At 72.2% G+C, this 20,731-nt stretch carries 19 protein-coding genes and 1 pseudogene; 10 read left to right on the top strand and 10 right to left on the bottom strand.

Annotated elements, in window-relative coordinates; genetic code table 11:
• Positions 1–134 precede the first annotated feature (134 nt).
• A complete protein-coding gene (locus tag AZE13_RS27760) occupies positions 135–620 on the bottom strand; it encodes a GNAT family N-acetyltransferase (RefSeq protein WP_066937838.1) in 486 nt (161 codons plus the stop codon).
• A gap of 97 nt (positions 621–717) precedes the next feature.
• Entirely contained in the window at positions 718–1,716 is a 999-nt protein-coding gene (locus tag AZE13_RS27765; protein ID WP_066937841.1) for a DUF1259 domain-containing protein, read from the bottom strand.
• A gap of 652 nt (positions 1,717–2,368) precedes the next feature.
• Between AZE13_RS27765 and AZE13_RS27770 the strand changes: the two genes are divergently transcribed.
• Positions 2,369–2,869, top strand: a complete 501-nt coding sequence (locus tag AZE13_RS27770) for an RICIN domain-containing protein (RefSeq protein ID WP_066937843.1) — start codon at positions 2,369–2,371, stop codon at positions 2,867–2,869.
• Positions 2,870–3,025: 156 nt separating this feature from the next.
• The gene (locus AZE13_RS27775) at positions 3,026–3,334 is read left to right on the top strand and encodes a hypothetical protein (protein WP_066937845.1); all 309 of its coding nucleotides are present in this window, start codon (positions 3,026–3,028) and stop codon (positions 3,332–3,334) included.
• A gap of 78 nt (positions 3,335–3,412) precedes the next feature.
• On the opposite strand, the gene AZE13_RS27780 is transcribed toward AZE13_RS27775, so the two are convergent.
• Positions 3,413–3,631, bottom strand: a complete 219-nt coding sequence (locus AZE13_RS27780; RefSeq protein WP_258528029.1) for a hypothetical protein — start codon at positions 3,629–3,631, stop codon at positions 3,413–3,415.
• Between the two features lie 481 nt (positions 3,632–4,112).
• Between AZE13_RS27780 and AZE13_RS27785 the strand changes: the two genes are divergently transcribed.
• From AZE13_RS27785 to AZE13_RS27795, 3 genes are all read left to right on the top strand, one after another.
• Positions 4,113–5,495 (top strand): family 2B encapsulin nanocompartment shell protein, encoded by a 1,383-nt coding sequence (locus AZE13_RS27785; protein WP_079124437.1) that lies wholly within the window; start codon positions 4,113–4,115, stop codon positions 5,493–5,495.
• Complete coding sequence (locus AZE13_RS27790; RefSeq protein ID WP_079124438.1) at positions 5,482–7,026, top strand: cysteine desulfurase; 1,545 nt, start codon at positions 5,482–5,484, stop codon at positions 7,024–7,026. Before AZE13_RS27785 ends, AZE13_RS27790 begins: the two co-directional genes overlap by 14 nt.
• Before the next feature lie 379 nt (positions 7,027–7,405).
• Positions 7,406–7,999 carry a CAP domain-containing protein gene (locus AZE13_RS27795; RefSeq protein WP_066937851.1) on the top strand — a complete coding sequence of 198 codons (594 nt, stop codon included), beginning with the start codon at positions 7,406–7,408 and terminating at the stop codon, positions 7,997–7,999.
• A gap of 39 nt (positions 8,000–8,038) precedes the next feature.
• On the opposite strand, the gene AZE13_RS27800 is transcribed toward AZE13_RS27795, so the two are convergent.
• Both AZE13_RS27800 and AZE13_RS27805 read right to left on the bottom strand, forming a co-directional pair.
• On the bottom strand, positions 8,039–9,271 hold the full coding sequence (locus AZE13_RS27800; protein WP_066938068.1) for an FAD-dependent oxidoreductase: 1,233 nt from the start codon (positions 9,269–9,271) through the stop codon (positions 8,039–8,041).
• Between the two features lie 132 nt (positions 9,272–9,403).
• Positions 9,404–9,751, bottom strand: a complete 348-nt coding sequence (locus AZE13_RS27805; protein ID WP_066937854.1) for an Ig domain-containing protein — start codon at positions 9,749–9,751, stop codon at positions 9,404–9,406.
• A 383-nt stretch (positions 9,752–10,134) separates the two neighbouring features.
• On the opposite strand from AZE13_RS27805, the gene AZE13_RS27810 reads away from it, so the two are divergent.
• The 3 genes from AZE13_RS27810 to AZE13_RS27820 are packed head-to-tail and all read left to right on the top strand — an operon-like array spanning position 10,135 to position 14,350.
• Entirely contained in the window at positions 10,135–11,310 is a 1,176-nt protein-coding gene (locus AZE13_RS27810) for an NAD(P)/FAD-dependent oxidoreductase (RefSeq protein ID WP_066937856.1), read from the top strand.
• A 47-nt stretch (positions 11,311–11,357) separates the two neighbouring features.
• The gene (locus AZE13_RS27815; RefSeq protein WP_066937857.1) at positions 11,358–12,755 is read left to right on the top strand and encodes a VOC family protein; all 1,398 of its coding nucleotides are present in this window, start codon (positions 11,358–11,360) and stop codon (positions 12,753–12,755) included.
• A gap of 53 nt (positions 12,756–12,808) precedes the next feature.
• Positions 12,809–14,350 (top strand): aldehyde dehydrogenase family protein, encoded by a 1,542-nt coding sequence (locus tag AZE13_RS27820; RefSeq protein ID WP_066937859.1) that lies wholly within the window; start codon positions 12,809–12,811, stop codon positions 14,348–14,350.
• A 65-nt stretch (positions 14,351–14,415) separates the two neighbouring features.
• Here AZE13_RS27820 and AZE13_RS27825 read toward each other — a convergent pair whose 3' ends face one another.
• The 4 genes from AZE13_RS27825 to AZE13_RS27840 all read right to left on the bottom strand — a co-directional run bounded on the left by AZE13_RS27825 (position 14,416) and on the right by AZE13_RS27840 (position 17,558).
• Positions 14,416–14,994 (bottom strand): hypothetical protein, encoded by a 579-nt coding sequence (locus tag AZE13_RS27825; RefSeq protein ID WP_066937860.1) that lies wholly within the window; start codon positions 14,992–14,994, stop codon positions 14,416–14,418.
• Positions 14,995–15,134: 140 nt separating this feature from the next.
• Complete coding sequence (locus tag AZE13_RS27830; RefSeq protein ID WP_066937862.1) at positions 15,135–15,761, bottom strand: alpha-ketoglutarate-dependent dioxygenase AlkB; 627 nt, start codon at positions 15,759–15,761, stop codon at positions 15,135–15,137.
• A 33-nt stretch (positions 15,762–15,794) separates the two neighbouring features.
• On the bottom strand, positions 15,795–16,436 hold the full coding sequence (locus tag AZE13_RS27835; protein WP_066937865.1) for an AAA family ATPase: 642 nt from the start codon (positions 16,434–16,436) through the stop codon (positions 15,795–15,797).
• Between the two features lie 132 nt (positions 16,437–16,568).
• Entirely contained in the window at positions 16,569–17,558 is a 990-nt protein-coding gene (locus tag AZE13_RS27840) for an ornithine cyclodeaminase family protein (RefSeq protein WP_066937867.1), read from the bottom strand.
• Positions 17,559–17,784: 226 nt separating this feature from the next.
• On the opposite strand from AZE13_RS27840, the gene AZE13_RS27845 reads away from it, so the two are divergent.
• The gene (locus AZE13_RS27845) at positions 17,785–18,447 is read left to right on the top strand and encodes an NADPH-dependent FMN reductase (RefSeq protein WP_066937869.1); all 663 of its coding nucleotides are present in this window, start codon (positions 17,785–17,787) and stop codon (positions 18,445–18,447) included.
• A 205-nt stretch (positions 18,448–18,652) separates the two neighbouring features.
• Positions 18,653–19,273: pseudogene (locus AZE13_RS27850) on the top strand (class I SAM-dependent methyltransferase); the annotation flags it as partial.
• A 34-nt stretch (positions 19,274–19,307) separates the two neighbouring features.
• Here the strand turns inward: AZE13_RS27850 and AZE13_RS27855 are convergent.
• Positions 19,308–20,705, bottom strand: coding sequence for a tetratricopeptide repeat protein (locus AZE13_RS27855; RefSeq protein WP_066937871.1), 1,398 nt, complete (start codon positions 20,703–20,705; stop codon positions 19,308–19,310).
• Between the last annotated feature and the right edge of the window lie 26 nt (positions 20,706–20,731).

A 20,731-nucleotide genomic window follows, 5' to 3' on the forward strand; every position in this document is an offset into this window, starting at 1 on the left:
AGCCGACCGCTGTTCGGACCGGGTCCGCGGGAGGCTCGGTCCCGCCCACGCGCCGGGAACTTGGCCGGGACGTTGCGGGGCGGAGCGCGGCCGCCGGGCCTGCAGGGGGAGATGCCGGGTCAGGAGAGAGCCGCTCAGAGCCGCTTCGTCATGAGGTGTTCTCTCCGTCCGTCGGGCAGCACGTCACCGAGTGGGCCGATGTCCTCGAATCCATGGCGCCGGTAGAGCGCCCTCGCGTGTGTGTTGCCGGGCGTGACCGCGAGCTGCAGGACCTCCGCCCGCCCCTGCGCGGCCCACTGCTCCACCGCCTGGACCAGGCGGTCCCCCACGCCCCTCCCCCGGGCCTCCTTGCCGACCCACAGGGAAATCAGCTCCACGACACCGTCGCGCGGGCCCGGGACGCCGCCGGCCATCCCGGCGGGCTTGCCGTCGAGTGCGGCGACAACGTGCCACGAGCCGGGGATGCCCAGGCGGGAACGCCATCGCTCCTCCCGGTCGCCCTCCCCCTGCCAGTCCGCGAGCCTGGACCCGAAGGCATAGGGCGCCTCGGCGAGCGCGGCCAGCCGCAACTCGCGCCACCTGGGCCAGTCGTCCGCTGTCAGTACCCGCAACTCGATCATGCGAGGAGACTGCCCCAGGACGGGGGCGGCGGGCGAGGGCTTTTCCCGAACGGCGCGTGGAGGGAGTGAGCGGAACTCCGGGCGGCCGCGCCGGGGTTCAGCCGATCGGTACGACGTTGGTGGCGGCCACCGCGGGGCGCAGGGCCCGGGCGAGGGCGACGCCGTCACCGACGGCCCAGAAGTGGACGAAGAACAGGCGGGGTTCGTCCGTCAGGCCGTGGTTGTGCAGCTCGACGAGCTCCACCCCGGCACGGCGCAGGGCCACCAGGACGTCGTGGACCTCCTCGGCGATCATGGCGCAGTCCCCGCTGAGCGCGGCGAGGCCGCCGCCCAGCGGCTGGAAGTTGAACGCGCTGGTCGATCCCAGGCCCGGCGGCAGCACCCGGTCCCCGTCGGTGACGGTCTCACGGCGGACGAAGATGCACTTGTGGATGCCGTCGTCATACGAGCCTTCGGCGCCCATCGCGGCGTCGATGCCGGCAGTGTCCAGGTCGAGTGGCTGCGGCGGGGCCGGCGGCAGCGGCGGCGGCGTGCTCGTGCGGTCGAACCCCGCGCGCAGGCCGCGGGCCATGGTCAAGGGGTCGTGACCGTGTGCGTGGATGTGGACCCACCAGATGTCCGGGGTCTGGGACAGCAGGTGCTTGTGGATCGCGGTCAGCCCGATCCCGTACTCGTGCATGGCGTCCGTGAACGGCTGCAGTTCGTGCTCGGCGACCACCACGTCGCCCATCACCAGCGTACTGTCATCCGCGTAGCGGACGAACGACACATGCGAGCCGAGCGCCAGCGCCGGCTTGACGAGGACGTTGCGGGTGCGCACGGGGAGGTCCCGGCGTGGCAGCGCCGTGTGGTACATCAGATTCCGCTTCATGTCGCCCGGCCGCCCCAGCGTGCCGGCCACGTCCTGCCAGCGCGCCAGCGTTGTGGCAACCGGCTCGACCGGTCCGGTGCTCCTGGCCCCGGACTTCCCCGTGGCCAGGGCCCGGGCGGGGGCCGAGACTCCGGCCAGCATCGGAGCCAGCGCGGCCGCAGCCAGCACACGGCGCCGCGGCGCACCCGCGTGCGGGCGGACGTCCTGCTTGTGGTCTCCAGCCATCACATGAGCACCTCCATGACGAGATGGAAGCACGGCAGACCGAGATAAACGTCATATCAGCGCCATAACTGGCATAAGTGAGAGCCAAGTGGACTAAGCGATCAGCCCGTGCAGGCAAACTGGCTGCATAGGCCATCATGTCGGGCTTTGCATGGATTCAGCCAGTCGGCCACCGGTCGAGGGCCCCCAGGATCACGCCACGGCACGGGGGCGAACAGGGCCTGCGCACATGCTCAGGCCCGAGGGGTGACGTCGGAGGTGCCGCCGCCGCGGGGCTCGCCGGCCCGCTCGCACGGTGCGCCGGCCCGGCCCCCTTTATCGGCCCCCGGCCGGGCCCGGATACTGACGTCCGGGTAGTGGCCGGAACATTCCCGAGGTTCGGCCGAACCCTCCCTGTCGCTCGCGGACAGCCCGCGAATGGCCCGAATTCTCACTTGCCGGCCGGCGATCTGTGCGGGAATGAAAAGAAATTGACGCCGCAATCATCACATCTTCTTGACGTCCGGAATGCGCCTTCCGGGAAAAGACCGGCCAACCGTATGTTCCTTTCCGGGGCACATGCCCAGGAACTGCACACTCAACCTTTTCAGGTGACTTCGAAACGTCGGCGTCATATCCGACGTTCGGAAGTCGCGAGGCACAGGAGGAGATCGTGGCAAGTCGCAAGGCCATCGCCGCCGTTCTGTCCGCGTCGGCCCTGTTCAGTGCGGGGCTGCTGACCACCGGAAGCGCGCAAGCGGCGACCGTTTCCACGATTCAGCCGGACGTCCGGTACACACTCCAGAACGTCGACAGCGACCGTAACCTCGACGCCTTCGGAAACGACACCGTGAAGTCCTGGTCTCCGGACACCTCCGGAACCCAGGATTTCTATCTGAAGTCCGGACGGTTCCAGGGATACCAGCTGGAGAGCGCACACCACCCCGGCCGGTGCATCACGGCCAAGGGCATAGGGCAGCAGATTGCGCTGGCGGACTGTAATTCCGGTGTCCAGGCCCAGTATTGGGACTACGCGAGCAGAGACGCGGGCTCCGCCCTTATCAGCCGGAAGTTCGCCCGGGGCTGCATCACCGACGCCGGCAACCGCAGCTCGGTGGCTCTCGCGCGGTGCACCGGAGCCGCCGATCAGCGGTGGATCCCGCTGATCGGCTGACACCCTCCGGGCCCACGGAAGGAATCCACGGAAGGAAACGTGAGCCCTGGTGGGGCGGCACTCCCCGGCCGGCCCCGCCGCCCCACCAGGCGCACTCCGGATTGGCGCATAGACTCTTCCTTCGGCCTGCCCCCCTGCACGTGACGAAGGACCCCCATGACGAAGAGCGCGATAGCCGGCCTCTGCGGCCTCGGCCTCGGCCTCCTCGTGGCCATCGGCGCCTACGAGGGCTTCGCCGCCGCCGGCGATCCGCTGACCCTCGCCGAGTACCAGCAGATCAAGGCCGGCAGCGACGAGAAGACCCTGTTCCGCTACGCCAGTACGTGTCAGCAGGAACATGAGGCGTCACCCGCCGACGGCTACCCCGTCACCTGGACGTGCTACGGCGCCGACGGGACCAGCAACGCGGTGTTCTTCTACTCCGACGGCGTGCTGTTCAGCAAGGCGGAGACCGGACTCCGATAGCCTCTCCGGCTTCCCGGCTCTCCGGGCCACGCCCCACGCCCCGCCGTACCCCGCCCGCGGGTCACCGCCGCGCAGCGGTCAGCCGCCCGGCGTCTCCGCCAGCCGGAAGGGCCCGGCGGCGCCCGGGCCGAACATCACCGGCAGGCTGCGGCCGAGCGGTACCACGACGAGCGGCTCGTCGCGGTACTCACGCAGAAATTTCTCCAGTGGCTCCCAAATGAGACTCCGGTAACCGGTTTCGGTCCGCTGATGTTCGAAAGAGAGCGTCAGTGCGGAATCGCCGACGGTGACGCTCACCGCGTCCACCTCCAGCCACTCTCCACCGATCCAGGCCTCGAGCCTTACCTGCGACATGCCGCAAGACTGCCCTGACCAGCACGGCAGCCGCAACCTGCGGCAGGTGGCGGGGGGGGGCACCGCGCGCGGGGAGGGGCGGAGGAGACCGATAAGCCATCCTTTAGGAAATGCAAAGCAGTGTTATGAGAGTAAAACTGGTCGGATGCGGGGGTGTTGAAAGGAGCGGAGTGACGCGTCCGGGCGTCCGTGAAGCACCTGTTCCCGGGTTTTCCGTGCGTGGTGGCGGCGTTGTCGCCACGGGTGGTCGCACGTGTTTGCGGAATTGGTCGTTCAGGGCAGCGAGCGATTCCGGCCTCACACCGGCAAACGGTTGGTTGCGGGGCGGCGGACCCCGGCAACACGATCGGACCGTTCCCGCATGCCGTCGGCTCTTTCGGCCCCGCGCCGGCCGATCGGCATGCCTGCGATGAGGAGGGGTCCCGTGAACGACCAGTTGAGCCTCAGCCCGGATGCGGCACGGCAGCTTGCGACCACCACCAAGACCAGCCCGCAGATGCGCGGTATCACTCCGCGCTATCTGCTGCGCGCCCTGCCGTGGGTGGACGTGGAAGCAGGCGTCTTCCGTGTCAACCGCCGCCGTACCTACGTCCTCGGGGACGACCGCATCAGCACCCACAGCGACGGCGGCTCGCACCAGGTCATCCCCGGCGACCTGCGGGAACTTCCGTACCTCCGGCAGGTGGACGACGCCCTGCTCACCGAACTCGCCGGCGCTTTCACGGAAGTGCGCTTCGAGGCGGGGCAGATGCTCGCCCAGGACGGCGACGCGCACCACCAGCTGTGGGTGATCGTCCAGGGCCGTGCCGAGAAGCGGGTGAGCGGCCGCTACGGCGAGGACGGCGTGCTCGAGGTCATCGGCGACGGCCAGTTCTTCGACCTCGACGCCTGGACCCGCGCGGAGCCCATTCCGTACCGCGTCCGGGCCCTCACCCCCGGTGTGGCGCTGTGCGTCGAACGCGGTGTGCTCGACGGACTGCGCGACCGGGACGCGACGCTGCGGGGAGCTATGGACGCCTACCTCGCGGGCGACGCCGCCCTGGCGGGTTCGGAGTTCCCGGTCGATCTCGCGACCGGGCACGTCGGTGAACCGGACCTTCCGGGGACGTTCGTCGACTACGAGGCCACGCCCCGCGAGTACCACATGAACCTCGCCCAGACCGTGCTGCGGGTGCACACCAGGGTCTCCGACCTGTACAACGGCCCCATCGACCAGGTCCGCGCCCAGGCCACCCTCACCGCGCAGGCACTGCGCGAGCGCCAGGAGGCCTCGCTGCTCAACCACCCGGAGTTCGGGCTGTTCAACAATGTGGCGCCGGGTCAGCGGGTCCAGGCCCGGACCGGATCACCGACGCCGGACGACCTGGACGAGCTGCTGACCCGGGTGTGGAAGCAGCCCGGGTTCTTCCTCGCACACCCCAGGGCGATCGCCGCGTTCGGGCGGGAGTGTACGCGCCGGGGTGTCCCCCCGGTCATCGACACCCGGTTCGGCAGCCCGCTGCTGTCCTGGCGCGGCGTGCCGCTGCTGCCCTCCGACAAGGTGCGGTTCTCCGAGGGCTCAGGGGTCGGCACCACCGAGATCCTGCTGATGCGGGTCGGCGAGGCCGAGCAGGGCGTGGTGGGTCTGCGGCCCGCGAAGATCGAGGACGAGATGGAACCCGGCCTGTCGATGCGGAACATGGGCATGGACCAGAAGGGCATCACCTCTTTCCTGATGACGGCGTACTTCAACGCCGCGGTGCTGGTGGAAGACGCGGTCGCCGTGCTCCAGAACGTCGAGGTCAACAACTACCATGACTACTCCTGACGCCACGCAGGGCCTGGCACTGCATCCGCTGACGGCATCCGCGCCGGAACCCGTGCCCGATCCGGTGACGGCGTCCGATCCGGTGGCGGCGTCCGACCCGGCTCAGCTGCCGGCCGCCGGTGTGCCCGGTGCGCCGGCCACCGCGGTTCCGGTCACGGACCCCCTCGCGGCCGGGGGTCCGAGCCCGTCCGCCGCCACCGCCGGGCCCGCCGCCGACCAGGCCGTACAGTCGACCGGTCTGCCCGGTCCGGCCGGACTGCCCGGCCAGACCACGGGAATCCCGGGCCAGGTCCCCGGACTCGGCGGCCAACCCGCCGCCTTCTCCCCCGAGTTGGCGCGCCGGGACGTCCCGATCCTGCACCGGCTGGTCAACGGTCACCCGCTGGTCTGGCTGGACAACGGGGCCACCACCCAGAAGCCGCGGCAGGTCATCGAGGCGCTGGCCGGCTTCTACGGATCCGCCAACTCCAACATCCACCGCGGCGCGCACACCATGGCCCGGGAGGCCACCGAGGCGTACGAAGCGGGCCGGGCCGCGGTCGCCCGGTTCCTGGGCGCACCGTCCCCGGACACCATCGCCTTCGTACGCGGCACCACCGAAGCCATCAACCTCGTCGCGCAGACCTGGGGGCGGGCCCACCTCGGTCCGGGGGACGACATCCTCGTGCCGGTGCTGGAGCACCACTCGAACATCGTCCCCTGGCAGATGATCGCGAAGGAGACCCGGGCCCGGGTCGTCCCCGTACCCCTGCAACCGGACGGCCAGATCGACCTCGACGCGTTCGACGACCTGCTCTCCATGCGCACTCAGCTGGTGGCGATCAGTCATGCGTCGAATGTGCTGGGCACTGTTCCGCCGGTGCGCGAGATGACCGCGCTCGCGCACCGTTACGGGGCCAAGGTCCTGGTCGACGGGGCGCAGGCGGTGGCGCACTTCCCGGTCGACGTACAGGACCTGGACGCCGACTTCTATGTGTTCTCCGGTCACAAGCTGTTCGCCCCGACGGGCATCGGCGCCCTGTACGCCAAGCCGGAGGTCATGCAGAAGATGGTGCCGTGGCAGGGCGGCGGCAACATGATCGAGTCGGTCGGCTTCGGCCGTACCACCTATGCCCCGGCGCCTCATCTCCTGGAGGCCGGCACCGGGCACATCTCCGGTGTCGTCGGCCTGCTGGCCGCCCTGAACTGGCTGACCTCGTTCGACCAGGAGGCCATCGCCGCCTACGAGACCTCGTTGATGGCGTACGCCCAGCAGGCCCTCGCGGCCGTGCCCGGATTCGGGCTGCTGGGCTCGGCGCCCGACCGGATCGGCGTGCTCACCTTCACCCTGGCGGGCCGTACTCCGATGGAGATCGCCGACTGGCTGGACCGCGACGGCATCGCCGTCCGGGCCGGCCACCACTGTGCCCAGCCGGCGCTGGCCCACTACGGACTCGAGAGCGCGGCCCGTGCCTCACTCGCGTTGTACAACACACGTGAGGAGGTGGACAAGCTGGTGGCGTCGCTCCAGGCTCTGCAGCAGAGCGGGTGACGCCACGGTACGGAACGCGCCGCCCGGTCCCCTTGTGACATCTGCCATAGGGGACCGGGCGGCAACTAATGCCGTTAGTAGAAAGCCGCCCCGGCGACATAGGGGAATTTGTCCGTCTTGATCGAGGAATAGCCCGCAGGCAGCCTTCCGGTATGCGCCCGAGCCTTTACCTGTGCCCGCTCCTTCACCATTCAAGGGATTCTGACGGCGCGCCATCCCTGCACATCGAGATCCGGGTTTCCGGCAGCACGTCGATACGCCCGTGACAAGGAGCGGAAACTCCTACGAACAGGAGTAGTAGAGAGCTCCCTTGTCCTCTCCTCAAGCGGTCCCAAGAATGACGACCTCACGGCATACCCCCAGCTCAGTGAGGTCATCGATGACGAAGCACCGCAGAAAGCGGCACTACCGGAAGATAACGATCGCGGCCGTCGCCATCAGCGCCGTGGCCGTGCCGTCGGTCGCGACGGCGTGTCTGGACGGGGAGGGGAACACCGACAGCCGAGGCCCCGGCCGGTGGCAGAGCGCGGCATCGGCGCAGACGCCGAAGGCCGCCACCCCGTCCCCGAACACCTCGGAATCCGCCGCCCCGGCGTCCGGGGCCGCGGCCCGCGTGCTCGAACTCGTCAACAGTGAGCGCGGCAAGGCCGGATGCTCACCGCTGAAGCTGAATGCGAAGCTGACCAAGGCCGCGCAGGATCACAGCGAAGACATGGCGGAGCACCGCGCTATGTCCCATACGGGCTCCGACGGTTCCGCTCCGGAGGAGCGGCTCTCCCGGGCCGGCTACAGCTGGAGTTCCTACGGCGAGAATGTCGCTTACGGCTACTCCACTCCCGAGAGCGTGATGGAGGGCTGGATGACCAGCCCGGGCCACAAGCGCAATATCCTCGACTGTTCCTTCAAGGAAATCGGCGTGGGTCTCGCCCAGCCCGGTGATTACTGGACGCAGGACTTCGGAACGGCGGGCTAAGCCCCGGAAAAGGCCATGGCCCGGACCAGGTGCGGGCGTTCACCGCACCGACGCGGCCGGCGGGCGTTCCCGTACGGCGCCGTAGGCGAGGAAGTACGCCGGTACCCGGTTCAGCCGGCGTGAGGTGGTGACCCACTCGGCCATCCGCCGCGCCCGCCGGGGGTTGCCGAAGGGCGCCTCCCCCGCCAGTACCGGTCCGATGACCCGGGCATGGGCGAACCTCTGAAGCGCCTGCGTCAGTGCGGTCGTCGGCCACCGGCGGCGCTGGACGGCGCGTACGTCGCGCAGGCCGACCGTACCCGCGCGCAGCGGCTCGACGAGGTACCGGGCGGCGGCCACCGCGTCCTCGACGGCGAGGTTGATGCCGATGCCGAAGACCGGTGACATCGCGTGCGCCGCGTCGCCGATGCACAGCAGTCCCGGGCGGTGCCAGCGCCGGAGGCGGTCGAGCCGTACGTCGAGCAGCTTCACCTCGTCCCAGGAGCCGAGCGCGTGGACCCGGTCGGCGAGCCAGGGGGCGGCGACCGCGTAGTTGGCCATGAACGGCGCGAGGCCGGCGGCGCGGCGCTCGGCGTCGGTGCCCTTGGGGATCAGCGCGGCGCACTGCCAGTACTCCCCGCGGTCGATCATCGCGGCGAGCAGCCGGTCGCCGACGCCTCCCACCAGGCCGTGCGGGTCGTCCGCGCGCCGGGGCAGCCGGAACCACCAGGCGTCCATGGGGCAGGTGAACCGCCGCAGGCGCAGTTCCGGCAGGGAGCGGGCCAGTGAGCCCCGGCCGTCGCAGGCCACGGTGAGGGTGGCCCGCAGCTCACCGGTGCGGCCGTCGGCGGTGCGGTACCGCACACCGGTGACCCGGCCCCGTTCGGTCAGGAAGGAGGTCGCCTCGGTGCTCATCCGCAGCGAGAACGACGGCTCCCGCCCGGCCTCGTCCGCCAGCAGGTCGAGGAGGTCCCACTGGGGCACCATGGCGATGTAGTTGAACCTGCCGCGCAGCGCGCCGATGTCCCCGACGGTGACCAGCGAACCGTCCCGGCCGAGCGGCAGCTGAACCGTCGTCACCCGCCGCTGCGGCAGACGGGCGAACCGCTCGGTCAGCCCCAGGTCGTCCAGGAGCGCCAGGGTGGACGGGTGGACGGTGTCGCCGCGGAAGTCGCGGAGGAAGTCGCCGTGCTTCTCCAGGACCGTGACCGCCACTCCGGCCCGGGCCAGCAGCAGCGCCAGCACCATCCCGGCGGGTCCGCCGCCCACCACACAGCATGTGGTCCGCTCCATCGCCACCGCTCCCTTCCGCCGCTCCGGGGCATCCGGCGCGGCCACGACGGCACATATACCCACGGACTCCGGACCACCCCGGACGCCGTACCACGCCCGGATTCCGTTCGCTCCCCTCCCGGCGGGGCGGGTTCAGGGGTCGACCGTGACCGCGAACTCCTCCGGGGCGGCGCCTTCGGCGGTCGCGGTGAACAGGGCCGTACCGGCCGCGTCGCCCGCCACGAGGGGCGGGGTCTCGGCGTATCCGCCGGCGTCGGTGCGTACGGTGACGGCGATCTCGTCGCCCTCGAAGAGGGCCTGCTGGCTGGTGGACGTCCAGCAGAACGTCACCTCCGCACCGGGCACCGGGCGCAGCGAGTTGCTGTCGACGAGCCGGGCCTTCAGCGGGTCGGCGAAGGCTTCCAGGCGTCCGGCGTGCTGCCCGGCTCCCCCGGCCGGCTGGAGGGTCAGCGCCTGGACCGAGCCCGCTCTGGCGTTCATACGGCCTCTCCCGACTCGATGATCGTGGTGACGGCAGGGTGCCCGGACGGGTGTCCGGGGCTGCGGTGATGGTAAGCAGGGCGCCGTCCCGGGCCCGGGTGCGACCGGCTGGTTCGTGGAGAGTTCCTGCGGTGGGGTGACACCGGGGGCGGCCCGCCGGGCCCGACGGGACCCTCACTCCGGCGCGTGGCCCTGGCCGCACGGCTCCCTGCACCGTGGCCGTATCGGGCCCCTGGGGGATCCGCCGCGGGGCCCGGTGGTGGACGCCCCGGGGCGCGGCGCGCGACGATCTGTGCACCGGCGGGTGCGCGGCAGGCCGCCCGGGTGCGGGGTGCCCGCCGGCCGTGTGGTCCGTTCCGGACGAGCAGACGGGAAGGCCTGGGATGGCTCTCACCGCGGCTTCCGCCGCCCTCCCCGGGGCCGCCGACGTGGTGGTCGTCGGCGGCGGTGTCATCGGGGCGAGCATCGCGTTCCACCTGGCCGAGGCCGGTGCCGGGAGGGTGCTCCTGCCGGAGCGCGACCGGCCGGGAGCCGGTTCGTCCGGCAAGCCGATCGGCGGGGTGCGGGCGCAGTTCTCCGATCCGGTCAACATCCGGCTCGGCCGGCGCAGTCTGGAGGCCTGGCGCGACTTCACCCGGCGGCCCGGTGCCGAGATCGGGCTGGAGCGTGCCGGGTACCTGTTCCTCCTCGGTGATGCCGAGCAGGTGGCCGTCTTCGAGCGGAGCATCGCCGTACAACGCGGGCTGGGCGTGCCGAGCCGCCTCGTCACCCCGCTCGAGGCGCACGGGCTGTGCCCCTTCGTCGACCCCGGCGGTATCGTCGCCGGCGCGTACTCGCCCGGTGACGGGTGGGCGCTGCCCGGGCCGGCGGTGACCGGCTATCCGGCAGCGGCCCGCCGGTACGGGGCGACCGTACGCGGCGGCTGCCCCGTCACCGCGATCGACACCGCCGACGGGACGGTCCGGGCGGTGCGCACACCGCACGGCACGGTACGCACCGGGACCGTGATCTGCTGTGCGGGAGCCTGGTCCGCCGCCGTCGGGGCGATGGCCGGGGTGAGCCTGCCGGTCACTCCGCTGCGGCGGCAGGTCGCCTTCACCGGGCCGCTGCGCCCGGCTCCGCCGCGGATCCCGTTCACCCTCGATCCGGACTCCACGCTCTACTTCCACAACGACGGCGCGGACGGGCTCCTGCTGGGCATGTCGGATCCCCGTCAGGAGCCGGGTTTCGGCCGTGAGTTCACCCGGGAATGGCTGGAGCCGTTCCGGGCGGCCGCCCGGCGCCGCGCGCCCGCGCTGAGCGGACTGCCCGTCACCGGCGGCTGGGCCGGCCTGTACGAGATGACGCCGGACCGCAACGCGCTGATCGGTGAGGCGGACGGGGTCAGCCGGTTCCTGTACGCCACCGGGTTCTCCGGCCACGGGTTCCTCCAGGCGCCCGCGGTCGGGGAGACCGTCCGCGATCTGTACCTCGGCACCGCTCCGGCGGTCGATGTCGCCCCGCTCTCCGCGGCCCGGTTCGGCGGGCAGCGGAGCCGGCCCGAGGCCCATGTCATCTGACGGCGGGCCGGCTCCGTGGTCACCGCCCCTCGCTCCAGGAGGTTCACATGGTCCCCACCTGGCGGCTGCGTGCCGCGTTCGCCCGCCGTCTGTCGGACATGTACGGGACCGAGGTCCCCGCATACACCACGCTGCTCGACGTGGCGGGACAGGTCAACGACGAGGTCGTGCGCCGGGATCCGGACGCCGGACGCCTGGGCGGTATCGACCGGGTCACCGCGGAACGCCATGGGGCCATCCGCGTCGGCACCCCGGGGGAGCTGCGCCAGGCGGCCCAGGTCTTCGCCGCGCTGGGCATGCACCCGGTGGGTTTCTACGATCTGCGCGAGGCGGCGTCCAGCGCGGTTCCGGTGGTGTCCACCGCCTTCCGGCCCCTCGGCACCGAGGAGCTGGCCCGTAACCCGTTCCGGGTCTTCACCTCCCTGCTCACCCCCGCCGACCGGCGCTTCTTCGACGCCGGTCTGCAGGCCCGGCTGGAGGCGTTCCTGGCCCGCCGCCGGCTCTTCCCGCCGGAGCTGATCGAACTGGCAGGGCACGCCGAACGGGAGGGCGGGCTCCCCGAGGAGCGGGCCGAGCGCTTCCTCGGTCTCGCCGTCGCCGCCTTCGCGCTGTCCCGTGAGCCCGTCGACCGGGCCTGGTACGCCGAGCTGGAGCGGGTCTCCGCGGTGGCCGCCGACATCGGCGGGGTGGCCGGCACGCACCTCAACCACCTCACTCCCCGCGTCCTGGACATCGACCGGCTCTACGCCCTGATGGCGGGGCGCGGTATCGCCATGATCGACCGGATCCAGGGCCCGCCGCGGTGGGCGGGACCCGATGTGCTGCTGCGGCAGACCTCGTTCCGTGCGCTCGCCGAACCCCGGACGTTCCGCGAGCCCGACGGCAGCCTCACCACCTCGTCCCTGCGGGTGCGCTTCGGCGAGGTCGAGGCCCGCGGTATCGCCCTCACCCGCGCCGGCCGGGCCCGGTACGACGAGCTCGCCGCGGAGACCGACCGGCGGCTCGCCGAGCGGCCCGGGGCCACCGCACAGGAGGTGGCCCGCGGCCTGTGGGAGGCGCGGTTCCCCCGCGAGGAACACCGGCTGGCCGCCGACGGGCTGGCGTTCTTCACCTACCACCCGGTCACCGGCCGCCCCCGCGACGGGCGGCGGCCGCCCACCGGCCGTGCGGCGCTGCTCGCCGACGGCTGGCTCACCGCCCGTCCCATCGTCTACGAGGACTTCCTGCCCCGCTCCGCGGCCGGGATCTTCCAGTCCAACCTCACCGACGAGGGCACCCGGGACGCCTCCCGGACGGCGACCCCCTACGACGCGCGATGGCTCGCCGAGGCCATCGGGCGCACGGTGCACGACCCGTACGACCTCTACACCGCCCAGCAGGACCGCTCGCTGCACGCGGCGCACCGTGCCCTGGCGATCGCGCCCCCGGCCGGCGGCCGGCCCTGACCCGGACCGCGGCGCCGGTCCCCCGCACCCGCGACTGACGAGGAGCCCGCACCATGACCACGACCGCCCGCACGCACCTTCCGGACACCGCCGCGCTGCGCGCCCTGGCCACCCGGAGCCTGCACCGCTGCGGGGTCCCGCTCCCCGGCGACACAGGCGAGCTGGTGTCCCGTACGCCGCTGACCGGCGGCACCCTGTTCCGGCTGCCGGCCGCCGCCGACGAGGACGTGGACGCGGCCGTCGCCCAGGCCCATGCGGCCTTCCGGCAGTGGCGCACGGTGCCCGCGCCGCGGCGCGGCGCTCTGGTGAAGCGGCTCGGTGAACTGCTGACCGCGCACCGGGACGACCTGGCCGATCTGGTCACCCTCGAGGCCGGCAAGATCCGCTCCGAGGCCCTGGGCGAGGTCCAGGAGATGATCGATATCTGTGACTTCGCCGTGGGGCTCTCCCGTCAGCTCTACGGGCGCACCATGGCCTCCGAACGGCCCGGGCACCGGCTCTGTGAGACCTGGCACCCGCTCGGTGTGGTCGGCGTCATCTCCGCGTTCAACTTCCCGGTCGCGGTGTGGTCCTGGAACACCGCGCTCGCCCTGGTGTGCGGCGACACTGTGGTCTGGAAGCCGTCGGAGCTGACCCCGCTCACCGCGCTGGCCTGCGACGCGCTGCTCGCCCGGGCCGCGGCGGAGACCGGTGCGCCCGCCGCGGTGCACCGTCTGGTGCCGGGTCACCAGGGCACCGGTGAACGCCTCGTCGACGATGCCCGCATCGCGCTGGTCAGCGCCACCGGCTCGGTGCGCATGGGGCGCGCGGTCGCCCCGCGCGTCGCCGCCCGCTTCGGCCGCTGCCTGCTGGAACTGGGCGGCAACAACGCGGCGATCGTCACCCCCTCGGCCGACCTCGGCCTCGCCGTGCGCGGCATCGTCTTCGCCGCCGCCGGTACGGCCGGGCAGCGCTGCACCACCCTGCGCCGGCTGATCGTCCACGAAGACCTCGTGGACCGGCTACAGGAGAAGGTCGTGCACGCCTACGAGCAACTGCCCGTGGGCAACCCCTTCGAGGACGGGACGCTCGTCGGCCCGCTGATCAGCACCTCGGCCCTGGCGGCGATGAACGCCGCGCTGACCGCCGCCCGGGCCGACGGCGGGAAGCTGCTGACCGGCGGCGACCGCCGGCTCCGGGAGAGCGCCCCCGAGGCCGCCTATGTCCGCCCGGCGGTGGTCCGGATGCCGGCCCAGACGGCCGTCGTGCGCGAGGAGACCTTCGCCCCCATCCTGTACGTCCTGACCTACCGCACCCTCGACGAGGCCATCGCGCTGCAGAACGGCGTACCGCAGGGCCTGTCCTCCAGCATCTTCACCCGGGACCAGCGGGAGGCCGAGCGCTTCCTCGCCGCCGACGGCTCGGACTGCGGTATCGCCAACGTCAACATCGGCACCTCGGGCGCCGAGGTCGGCGGGGCGTTCGGCGGTGAGAAGGAGACCGGCGGCGGCCGCGAGTCCGGCTCGGATGCCTGGCGGGCGTATATGCGCCGGGCGACGAACACCGTGAACCACTCGGACGACCTGCCGCTCGCGCAGGGTGTCGACTTCCTCTGACCGACGGCTTCCCGGTGACCTGGCGGCGCCCGGAGCCCCGGGCCGAGGGCCCGGGTGCGGTCAGGTCACCAGCTGTGCGCGACGTCCACGATGAGCCGGTCGCCGGACTGTGTCACCCGGAACGGCAGCCTGGCGCGTACCCCCAGGCCGACCTGGGTCTGGCCCTCGAAGCTCGCGCCGAACCTGGTGTCCCTGAACGTCCGGTAGCCGCCGACGTCGACGCCCGGCAGCGGTTTGCCCGCCTCGCCCGCGTAGGCCTGCTCGCCCGTCGAGGGGTCGTAGCTCGGCGCCGACACGTAGATCTGCAGAATGGCCCCGCCGCGGACCGGGATCCGCTCGCCGGACCCGTCCTGGTGGAACGCGTCGACATAGCCGACGTGGTAGCCGACCCTGCCGTCCGGCGCACCGCCGATGTCGAAGACCATCCGGTCGTAACACGCGTTCCGCCCGGTCCTGATGTTCCGCAGTGGCTCGGCGTACGAGCCCGTCACCGCCTTGACCGTACTGCCCCAGTTCGTCGGACAGTCCTGGGCCGGCCCGGGCGCACCCGTCGGTACGGCCGCGGCACCGGCCGTACCGGCCGTGCCCAGCAGGCCCGCTCCCGTCAGCAACAGCACCGCTGCCGTCGTCCCCAACCGTCGCATCGTCCACCCCCACAGAAGAAGGAAACAAAGGTAACCGGCGTACATGCGGTAAGAGGGCCGGCCGGCTGTCGAGCGTTGCCCTCCGGTCGACTTCCGGCCAGCCGCCGGGCGAAGTTGTCGCGATCGGATCGGCGGGCGGCTCATCGCACGTCGTGGGGCCGGAACTGGATGCTGATCCGCGGTCCCGGCGCGTGGGCCGTCTTGGGGATGGCGTGCTCCCAGGTCCGCTGGCAGGAGCCGCCCATCACGATCAGGTCGCCGTGCCCCAGCGGCCGCCGGACGGTGCCATGGCCGTGCCGTGGCCGGAGCAGCAGGTCGCGCGGCGCTCCCACCGACAGGATGGCGACCATCGTGTCCGCCCGGGCGCCGCGGCCGGACCGGTCACCGTGCCAGGCCACGCTGTCGCGGCCGTCCCGATAGTAGCACAGGCCGGCCGTGGTGAACGGTTCCCCCAGCTCATCGGCGTAGTGGGCGGAGAGCGCGTCCCGGGCCCGGGTCAGCACCGGGTGCGGCAGCGGGTCGCCGGCGTGGTAGAAGGCGAGCAGCCGTGGTACGTCCACCACGTGGTCGTACATGTGCCGCCGCTCGGCTTGCCAGGGAACCTCGGAGACGAGCCGCAGGAACAGGGCGTCCGCCCCGCTCAGCCACCCGGGCAGCAGATCGATCCAGGCCCCGTCGCCGAGTTCGGTCCGGCGCAGCCCGTGCAGCGGACCGAGGCGGATCTCGTCGGTCTGGTCGAAGAGCGAGCCCTGAAGATGCGTGCCCATGCGTCCAGCGTAACCGTAAATTCGAATATATGTTCAGTCGAAGCGGATGTGCTTGACCCCCGTCCAGGCCCGGCGGAGGCGCCCGTGGAGGGCTCCGTCCGTGTTCGGCGCGAGCGTCAGCCCGGCCGAGGCGGCGATGTGATCGGCGACCTGCGGGACGGAGATCCGGTCGGTCCGGATGTGCTCCGCGAACTCCGGCGCGCGGAGGCGCTCCAGGCAGAGGTCGAGCTTCGACACCGCGAAGCTCTCCCGCCGCAGCGCCGTCTGCTTGCCCGCGAGGGCACCCACCAGGTGGCCGATGCCTCGTTCCCGCAGGCGCCTGAGGACGGTCTCCCGGTCGGCCAGCAGCGCGAAGTGCCGGACGTCGTGGCCGTGCTCCCGGAGCCGGCCCACGGTCTCGCGGAAGTAGACCGGCTCCACCACCGTCATCGGCGCGATGACGGTGCCGTGGTACCGGGTCAGGGCCAGGTCGAGCACCTCGAACACGCCCTGCCGCCAGGCCCGGAGGTCCTGGAAGTCGCGGCGCAGGGACGGCGGCAGCATCCGCAGCGTCCGGTGCAGGCCGAAGCCGACATGCTCGGGGTCGCAGACGACGCTGCCCGGCAGCCGCCGCTGGATCTCGTACGCGGTCTGCGTCTTTCCGCCGCCGAATGGTCCGTTGAGCCATAGAAGCATGCCCAGACGGTACGCCGGGAGCCGCGTCGCGGACGTTACAGCGGCGTTCGAGGGTGCCCCCGCCGGAAACGGCCGGGACCCGTGACGGAAACACGCGCCGGGGCACGCCCGCACCGCCCTACGCCCGTGCCCTCACCACAACCGGACCTCCGCACCCGCCGACCGCTCACGGGCGGACGCGACCACGAGCGCCGCGGCCGCGGCATCCTGCACCGCCACCCCGACGGATTTGTACAGGGTGATCTGGTCCGCCGAGGACCGGCCCGGTCTGCGGCCGGCGAGCAGTTCGCCGAGCTCGGCGTGGACATGGTGTTCCGTGATGACGCCGTCGCGGATCGGGCCGAGCAGGTCGCCGCTGCCCGTGGGGAAGGGCGCCAGTGCCGCCTGCCGCGATTCCACGCAGACGAGCGCCTCGGCGACGGTGGCGTCGTCGATCTCGCGGCCGCCCGGGTGGAAGCCGACCGAGGTCACATGCACGCCGGGGGCCAGCCAGGGCCGGCGGATCACCGGGTCGACGGCGTGGGTGGCCGCCGCCGCGATGTCCGCGCCGTCGAGCGCCTCGGCGTACGTCGCCGTCGCCTCGACGGGAAGCCGGAGTTCGGCCGAGAGCGCGTCGGCCAGGGCGGCGGCCTTGGCGCCGTCCCGGCCCGCCACCCGGATCCGCCGGATCGGGCGGACCCGGCACATCGCCCCGGCATGGGCCCTGGCCTGGACGCCCGTCCCCAGGACCGCCAGTACGGAGGCGTCCTCGCGGGCCAGCAGCCGCGCCGAGAGCGCCGAGCAGGCGGCGGTACGTGCCGTGGTGATCGCCGTACCGTCCAGCAGCGCCGTGGGCTCACCGGTGTCCGGGTCGAAGACGGCGATCAGCGCCTGGTGGGTCGGCAGCGGTGTGCCGGAGTTGTGCGGGAAGACGGAGACCAGCTTGCTGGTCAGCGCCCCGGCGGACGGGACGAAGCCCGGCATGGCCGCCAGGAAGCCGTCCCGCCCGGGAACCGGCGCGGCGACCCGGTCCGGGGCCGAGGCCCGTCCCGCGCTGAGGTCCGTCATCGCCGACGCCAGGGCGTCGATCAGCGCGTCCATGTCGAGCAGCGCCTCGACCTCCGCGCGCGCCAGGACCAGCATCCCTCTCACCGTCCTTCACTCACTCACCATCGGTTCACTCCTCCTTCCCTGCCCCGGGCGCGGCGTACGCGTGGCGAGCGGAAACGCCGTCACACTTGCCCCGGATGTCGTGGATGTCATGCCCGGCGGACGTGCGGCACACGAGAAGGACGCGCCCGGGCGCACGTGCATGACGCAGGACGTCCAGGACAGACGGACGTACAGGACGGAAGGACGTGATCCGACGATGCCCGCCACCGCCGCCGCAGCCGGACCGCTGCGCGTACTCGTCCTCGGCGCCGCGCTCCGGACGGAGTCGACCAACGCGCGACTGGCCGCGCTCGCCGCCCGGATGCTCTCCCGCTCCGGCGCCGATGTGGACCTCGCCTCGATGCGGGAGTTCGACATGCCGCTGTACGACGGCGACATGGAGGCGGAGCAGGGACTGCCGGACGGTGCCCTGGCGCTGTGCGAGCGGCTGGAGCGGTGCGACGCGTTCGTCCTCTCCTCGCCCGAGTACAACGCGTCCGTGCCGGGAGTGGTGAAGAACGCCGTCGACTGGGTCTCGCGGGTCCGGCCGCAGCCGTTCAAGACCAAGCACGCGCTCCTGCTGTCGGCCTCTCCGTCGCTGGTCGGCGGCAACCGGGGGCTGTGGGCCCTGCGGATCCCGCTGGAGCACCTGGGCACCCGGGTCTACCCGGACATGTTCAGCCTCGCCGCGGCCCACAAGGGCTTCACCGACGACGGCCAGCTGACCGATCCGGGGCTGCAGGAACGCCTCGGTGAGACCGTCACCGCGTTCCTCGCCCTCGTCGAGGCGGACACCCGCTACGTGTGTCTGCGCCGCCGCTGGTACGAGTTCCTGGGCGACCGTACCGAAGCACCGGTCACCCAGCGGGCCGAGGACTGAGCGGACTCGAAGCGGACGGAAAGCCGGTCCGGCCCGGTGCATATCGCCCCCGTGACGCCCTTCGGCGGGGGCACCCGCGTCCCGTCCTCCCGGCCCGCGAACATCCCCTTCCCGGCCTCGCCCGAGCCCCTCCCACGCCCGGCAGGAGCCTGGGGACATACCCGCTGAACTGGGCTTTCATCCCGTCGCGCCCTAGCATCGCAGGAACCTGGTCTCGTACCTCGACCGCGGCCTGATATCCCCGGGCCGCGCCCTCGACGTGGGGTGCGGCCCGGGCCGCAACGCGCTCCATCTCGCGTCGCTGGGCTTCGAGGTGGACGCCGTCGACCTCTCACCGGCGGCGATCGCCTGGGCCGAGGACCGCGCCCGCGCGGAAGGGGCCGGGGTACGGTTCCGGTGCGGCGACGTGTTCGCCCTCGCCGGCACCGAACTCGGCGGCCCGTACGACCTCATCTACGACTCCGGCTGCTTCCACCACCTGCCACCGCACCGCCGGATCAGCGACCTCGCCCTCCTCGAGCGGCACCTCGCCCCGCTCGGGCACTTCGCCCTCGCCTGCTTTGCGGCCGGCGGTGAGGCGGGCTGCGAACTCGACGACGCCGACCTCTACCGCCAGGCCCGCCTCCACGGTGGCCTCGCCTACAGCGCGGAGTCCCTGCGCGGGATCTTCGCCGGCCTGACGGAGGTCGAGCTGCGCCGGATGCGCCACGAGCCGCCGGAATCCCCGCTCTTCGGCGAATCCTTCCTCTGGACGGGCCTGTTCCGGCGCACACTTCCCGGAGTTCCTCCCGGCTCCGGGTCCCTTCCCCCGTTCCCCGGCGACTGACCGTCCTCCTCGGCCGGTCGGCGGCCCGCCGTCGTCACGCTCCCGCCTGTGCGGCGGCGCGTGCCCGGGCCGCCGCCGCCCGGGCCGGGTCCCCCAGCCGTTCTTCCAGGCGGGCCTTGGCCGACCAGTTGTACGGGCAGATCGGACGCAGCTGGATACGTTCGCTGAGGAGGGTGCGGGCGAGGTCGGTACGGCCCGCGCGGAGGGCGGCTTCGACGAGGGTCCGCTGGATCGCGTCGCGCTGGGCGTGGCTGCCGCCGAAGTCGTTCAGCCGGTGGCGGACCGGCAACAACAGGTCCGCCGCCCGGTCGTGGTCCTGCTGCCCGTAGGCGATCAGCGCGCGGCAGACCGGCAGGCCGATGTCCGCCGTCATCGCGCGGTTGCACACGCCGGGCGCCGTCGCCAGCCAGCGTTCCCGGTCCTGGACGAGGCGCTGGGCCTGCGCGATACGGCCCGCTCCGACGTAGGCCATCACCGCATGGGCGTCGTTGAAGGCGTAGTACGGGCCGTCCCGGCGGCTCTCCCAGGCGTCGGCGAGCCTGGCCCACCGGGCGCTCTGCACGTCCTCGGCCAGGTACAGCCGCCACAACAGCGCCGCGGCGTCGAGCAGTTCCATCGCCGCGCCGGCCGACCCGTCGTGGTGGAGGGCGGAGTCGTAGATCTCCAGGACCCGGGAGGTGTCACCGGTCTCCAGGGCGTAGAGGGCGTAGTGCCACCAGTTGTGCCCGGTGAGCAGGGTGCCGCTCGCCCAGTCGTCGGTACGGGCGTCGAGGAAGCGGATGCCGTCGGCGAACCGTCCGCGCATCTCGTAGGTGTGGACCACGCCGTGGATGCCCCAGACGTCGTCGGGGTGCTGGGCGAGGGCCGCCAGGCCGACCTGTTCGGCGTGTTCGTAGTGGCCCGACTCCTCCAGACCGAACGCGTACATGCCGAGCAGCGGACCGTGGTGGGGGTCGTCCTCGTCCCAGGCATCGAGGGCACCGCCGATGCGGTCGCGCAGGCGCTGGGCGTCGCCGGTGAGGAAGTCGTGCTGATGCCCGGCGAAGAGCGCCAGCGCATCGCGGGGGAACGCGAGGGAGAGGTCGCCGAGGAGGCGGCCGGCGCCGTGGAGGTCACCGTCCAGCCAGGCCGTGACGGCGGCGGTGTGCCCGCGCTCGCGGGGCGTCAGCCGCGTGGGGTCGAGGCCGGAGCGGAAGCGGAGGAAGGCCTCGCGGGCGGCTGCCGCGTCCTTCTCCTCGGTCGCCAGGACGCCCAGGTAGGCGACGAGAATCCGGCCCATCACCGAACGCGGCGAGTCGGCGAGGACCGCCCGCGCGTGGTCCAGGACCTCGGGGCGGAAGAAGAGCAGGTCGTCCAGCGCCTGTTCGTACCGGGCAAGAGCTTCGGCGCCGGTGTCGGTCAGGGTGTGTCCGTGGCGGTCCGCTGTGGTCATCACGCCATCGTGGCCGGGCCTGGAGA

It is taken from the genome of Streptomyces sp. NBRC 110611 (genome assembly GCF_001590865.1).
GTDB lineage: Bacteria > Actinomycetota > Actinomycetes > Streptomycetales > Streptomycetaceae > Streptomyces.

Excerpts from the sequence above, each read along its gene's own strand:
- AZE13_RS27760 (WP_066937838.1), bottom strand. The coding sequence starts at position 620 with ATGATCGAGTTGCGGGTACTGACAGCGGACGACTGGCCCAGGTGGCGC.
- AZE13_RS27765 (WP_066937841.1), bottom strand. The coding sequence starts at position 1,716 with ATGGCTGGAGACCACAAGCAGGACGTCCGCCCGCACGCGGGTGCGCCG.
- AZE13_RS27775 (WP_066937845.1), top strand. The coding sequence starts at position 3,026 with ATGACGAAGAGCGCGATAGCCGGCCTCTGCGGCCTCGGCCTCGGCCTC.
- AZE13_RS27790 (WP_079124438.1), top strand. The coding sequence starts at position 5,482 with ATGACTACTCCTGACGCCACGCAGGGCCTGGCACTGCATCCGCTGACG.
- AZE13_RS27795 (WP_066937851.1), top strand. The coding sequence starts at position 7,406 with ATGACGAAGCACCGCAGAAAGCGGCACTACCGGAAGATAACGATCGCG.
- AZE13_RS27800 (WP_066938068.1), bottom strand. The coding sequence starts at position 9,271 with ATGGAGCGGACCACATGCTGTGTGGTGGGCGGCGGACCCGCCGGGATG.
- AZE13_RS27805 (WP_066937854.1), bottom strand. The coding sequence starts at position 9,751 with ATGAACGCCAGAGCGGGCTCGGTCCAGGCGCTGACCCTCCAGCCGGCC.
- AZE13_RS27810 (WP_066937856.1), top strand. The coding sequence starts at position 10,135 with ATGGCTCTCACCGCGGCTTCCGCCGCCCTCCCCGGGGCCGCCGACGTG.
- AZE13_RS27815 (WP_066937857.1), top strand. The coding sequence starts at position 11,358 with ATGGTCCCCACCTGGCGGCTGCGTGCCGCGTTCGCCCGCCGTCTGTCG.
- AZE13_RS27820 (WP_066937859.1), top strand. The coding sequence starts at position 12,809 with ATGACCACGACCGCCCGCACGCACCTTCCGGACACCGCCGCGCTGCGC.
- AZE13_RS27825 (WP_066937860.1), bottom strand. The coding sequence starts at position 14,994 with ATGCGACGGTTGGGGACGACGGCAGCGGTGCTGTTGCTGACGGGAGCG.
- AZE13_RS27830 (WP_066937862.1), bottom strand. The coding sequence starts at position 15,761 with ATGGGCACGCATCTTCAGGGCTCGCTCTTCGACCAGACCGACGAGATC.
- AZE13_RS27835 (WP_066937865.1), bottom strand. The coding sequence starts at position 16,436 with ATGCTTCTATGGCTCAACGGACCATTCGGCGGCGGAAAGACGCAGACC.
- AZE13_RS27840 (WP_066937867.1), bottom strand. The coding sequence starts at position 17,558 with ATGCTGGTCCTGGCGCGCGCGGAGGTCGAGGCGCTGCTCGACATGGAC.
- AZE13_RS27845 (WP_066937869.1), top strand. The coding sequence starts at position 17,785 with ATGCCCGCCACCGCCGCCGCAGCCGGACCGCTGCGCGTACTCGTCCTC.
- AZE13_RS27855 (WP_066937871.1), bottom strand. The coding sequence starts at position 20,705 with ATGACCACAGCGGACCGCCACGGACACACCCTGACCGACACCGGCGCC.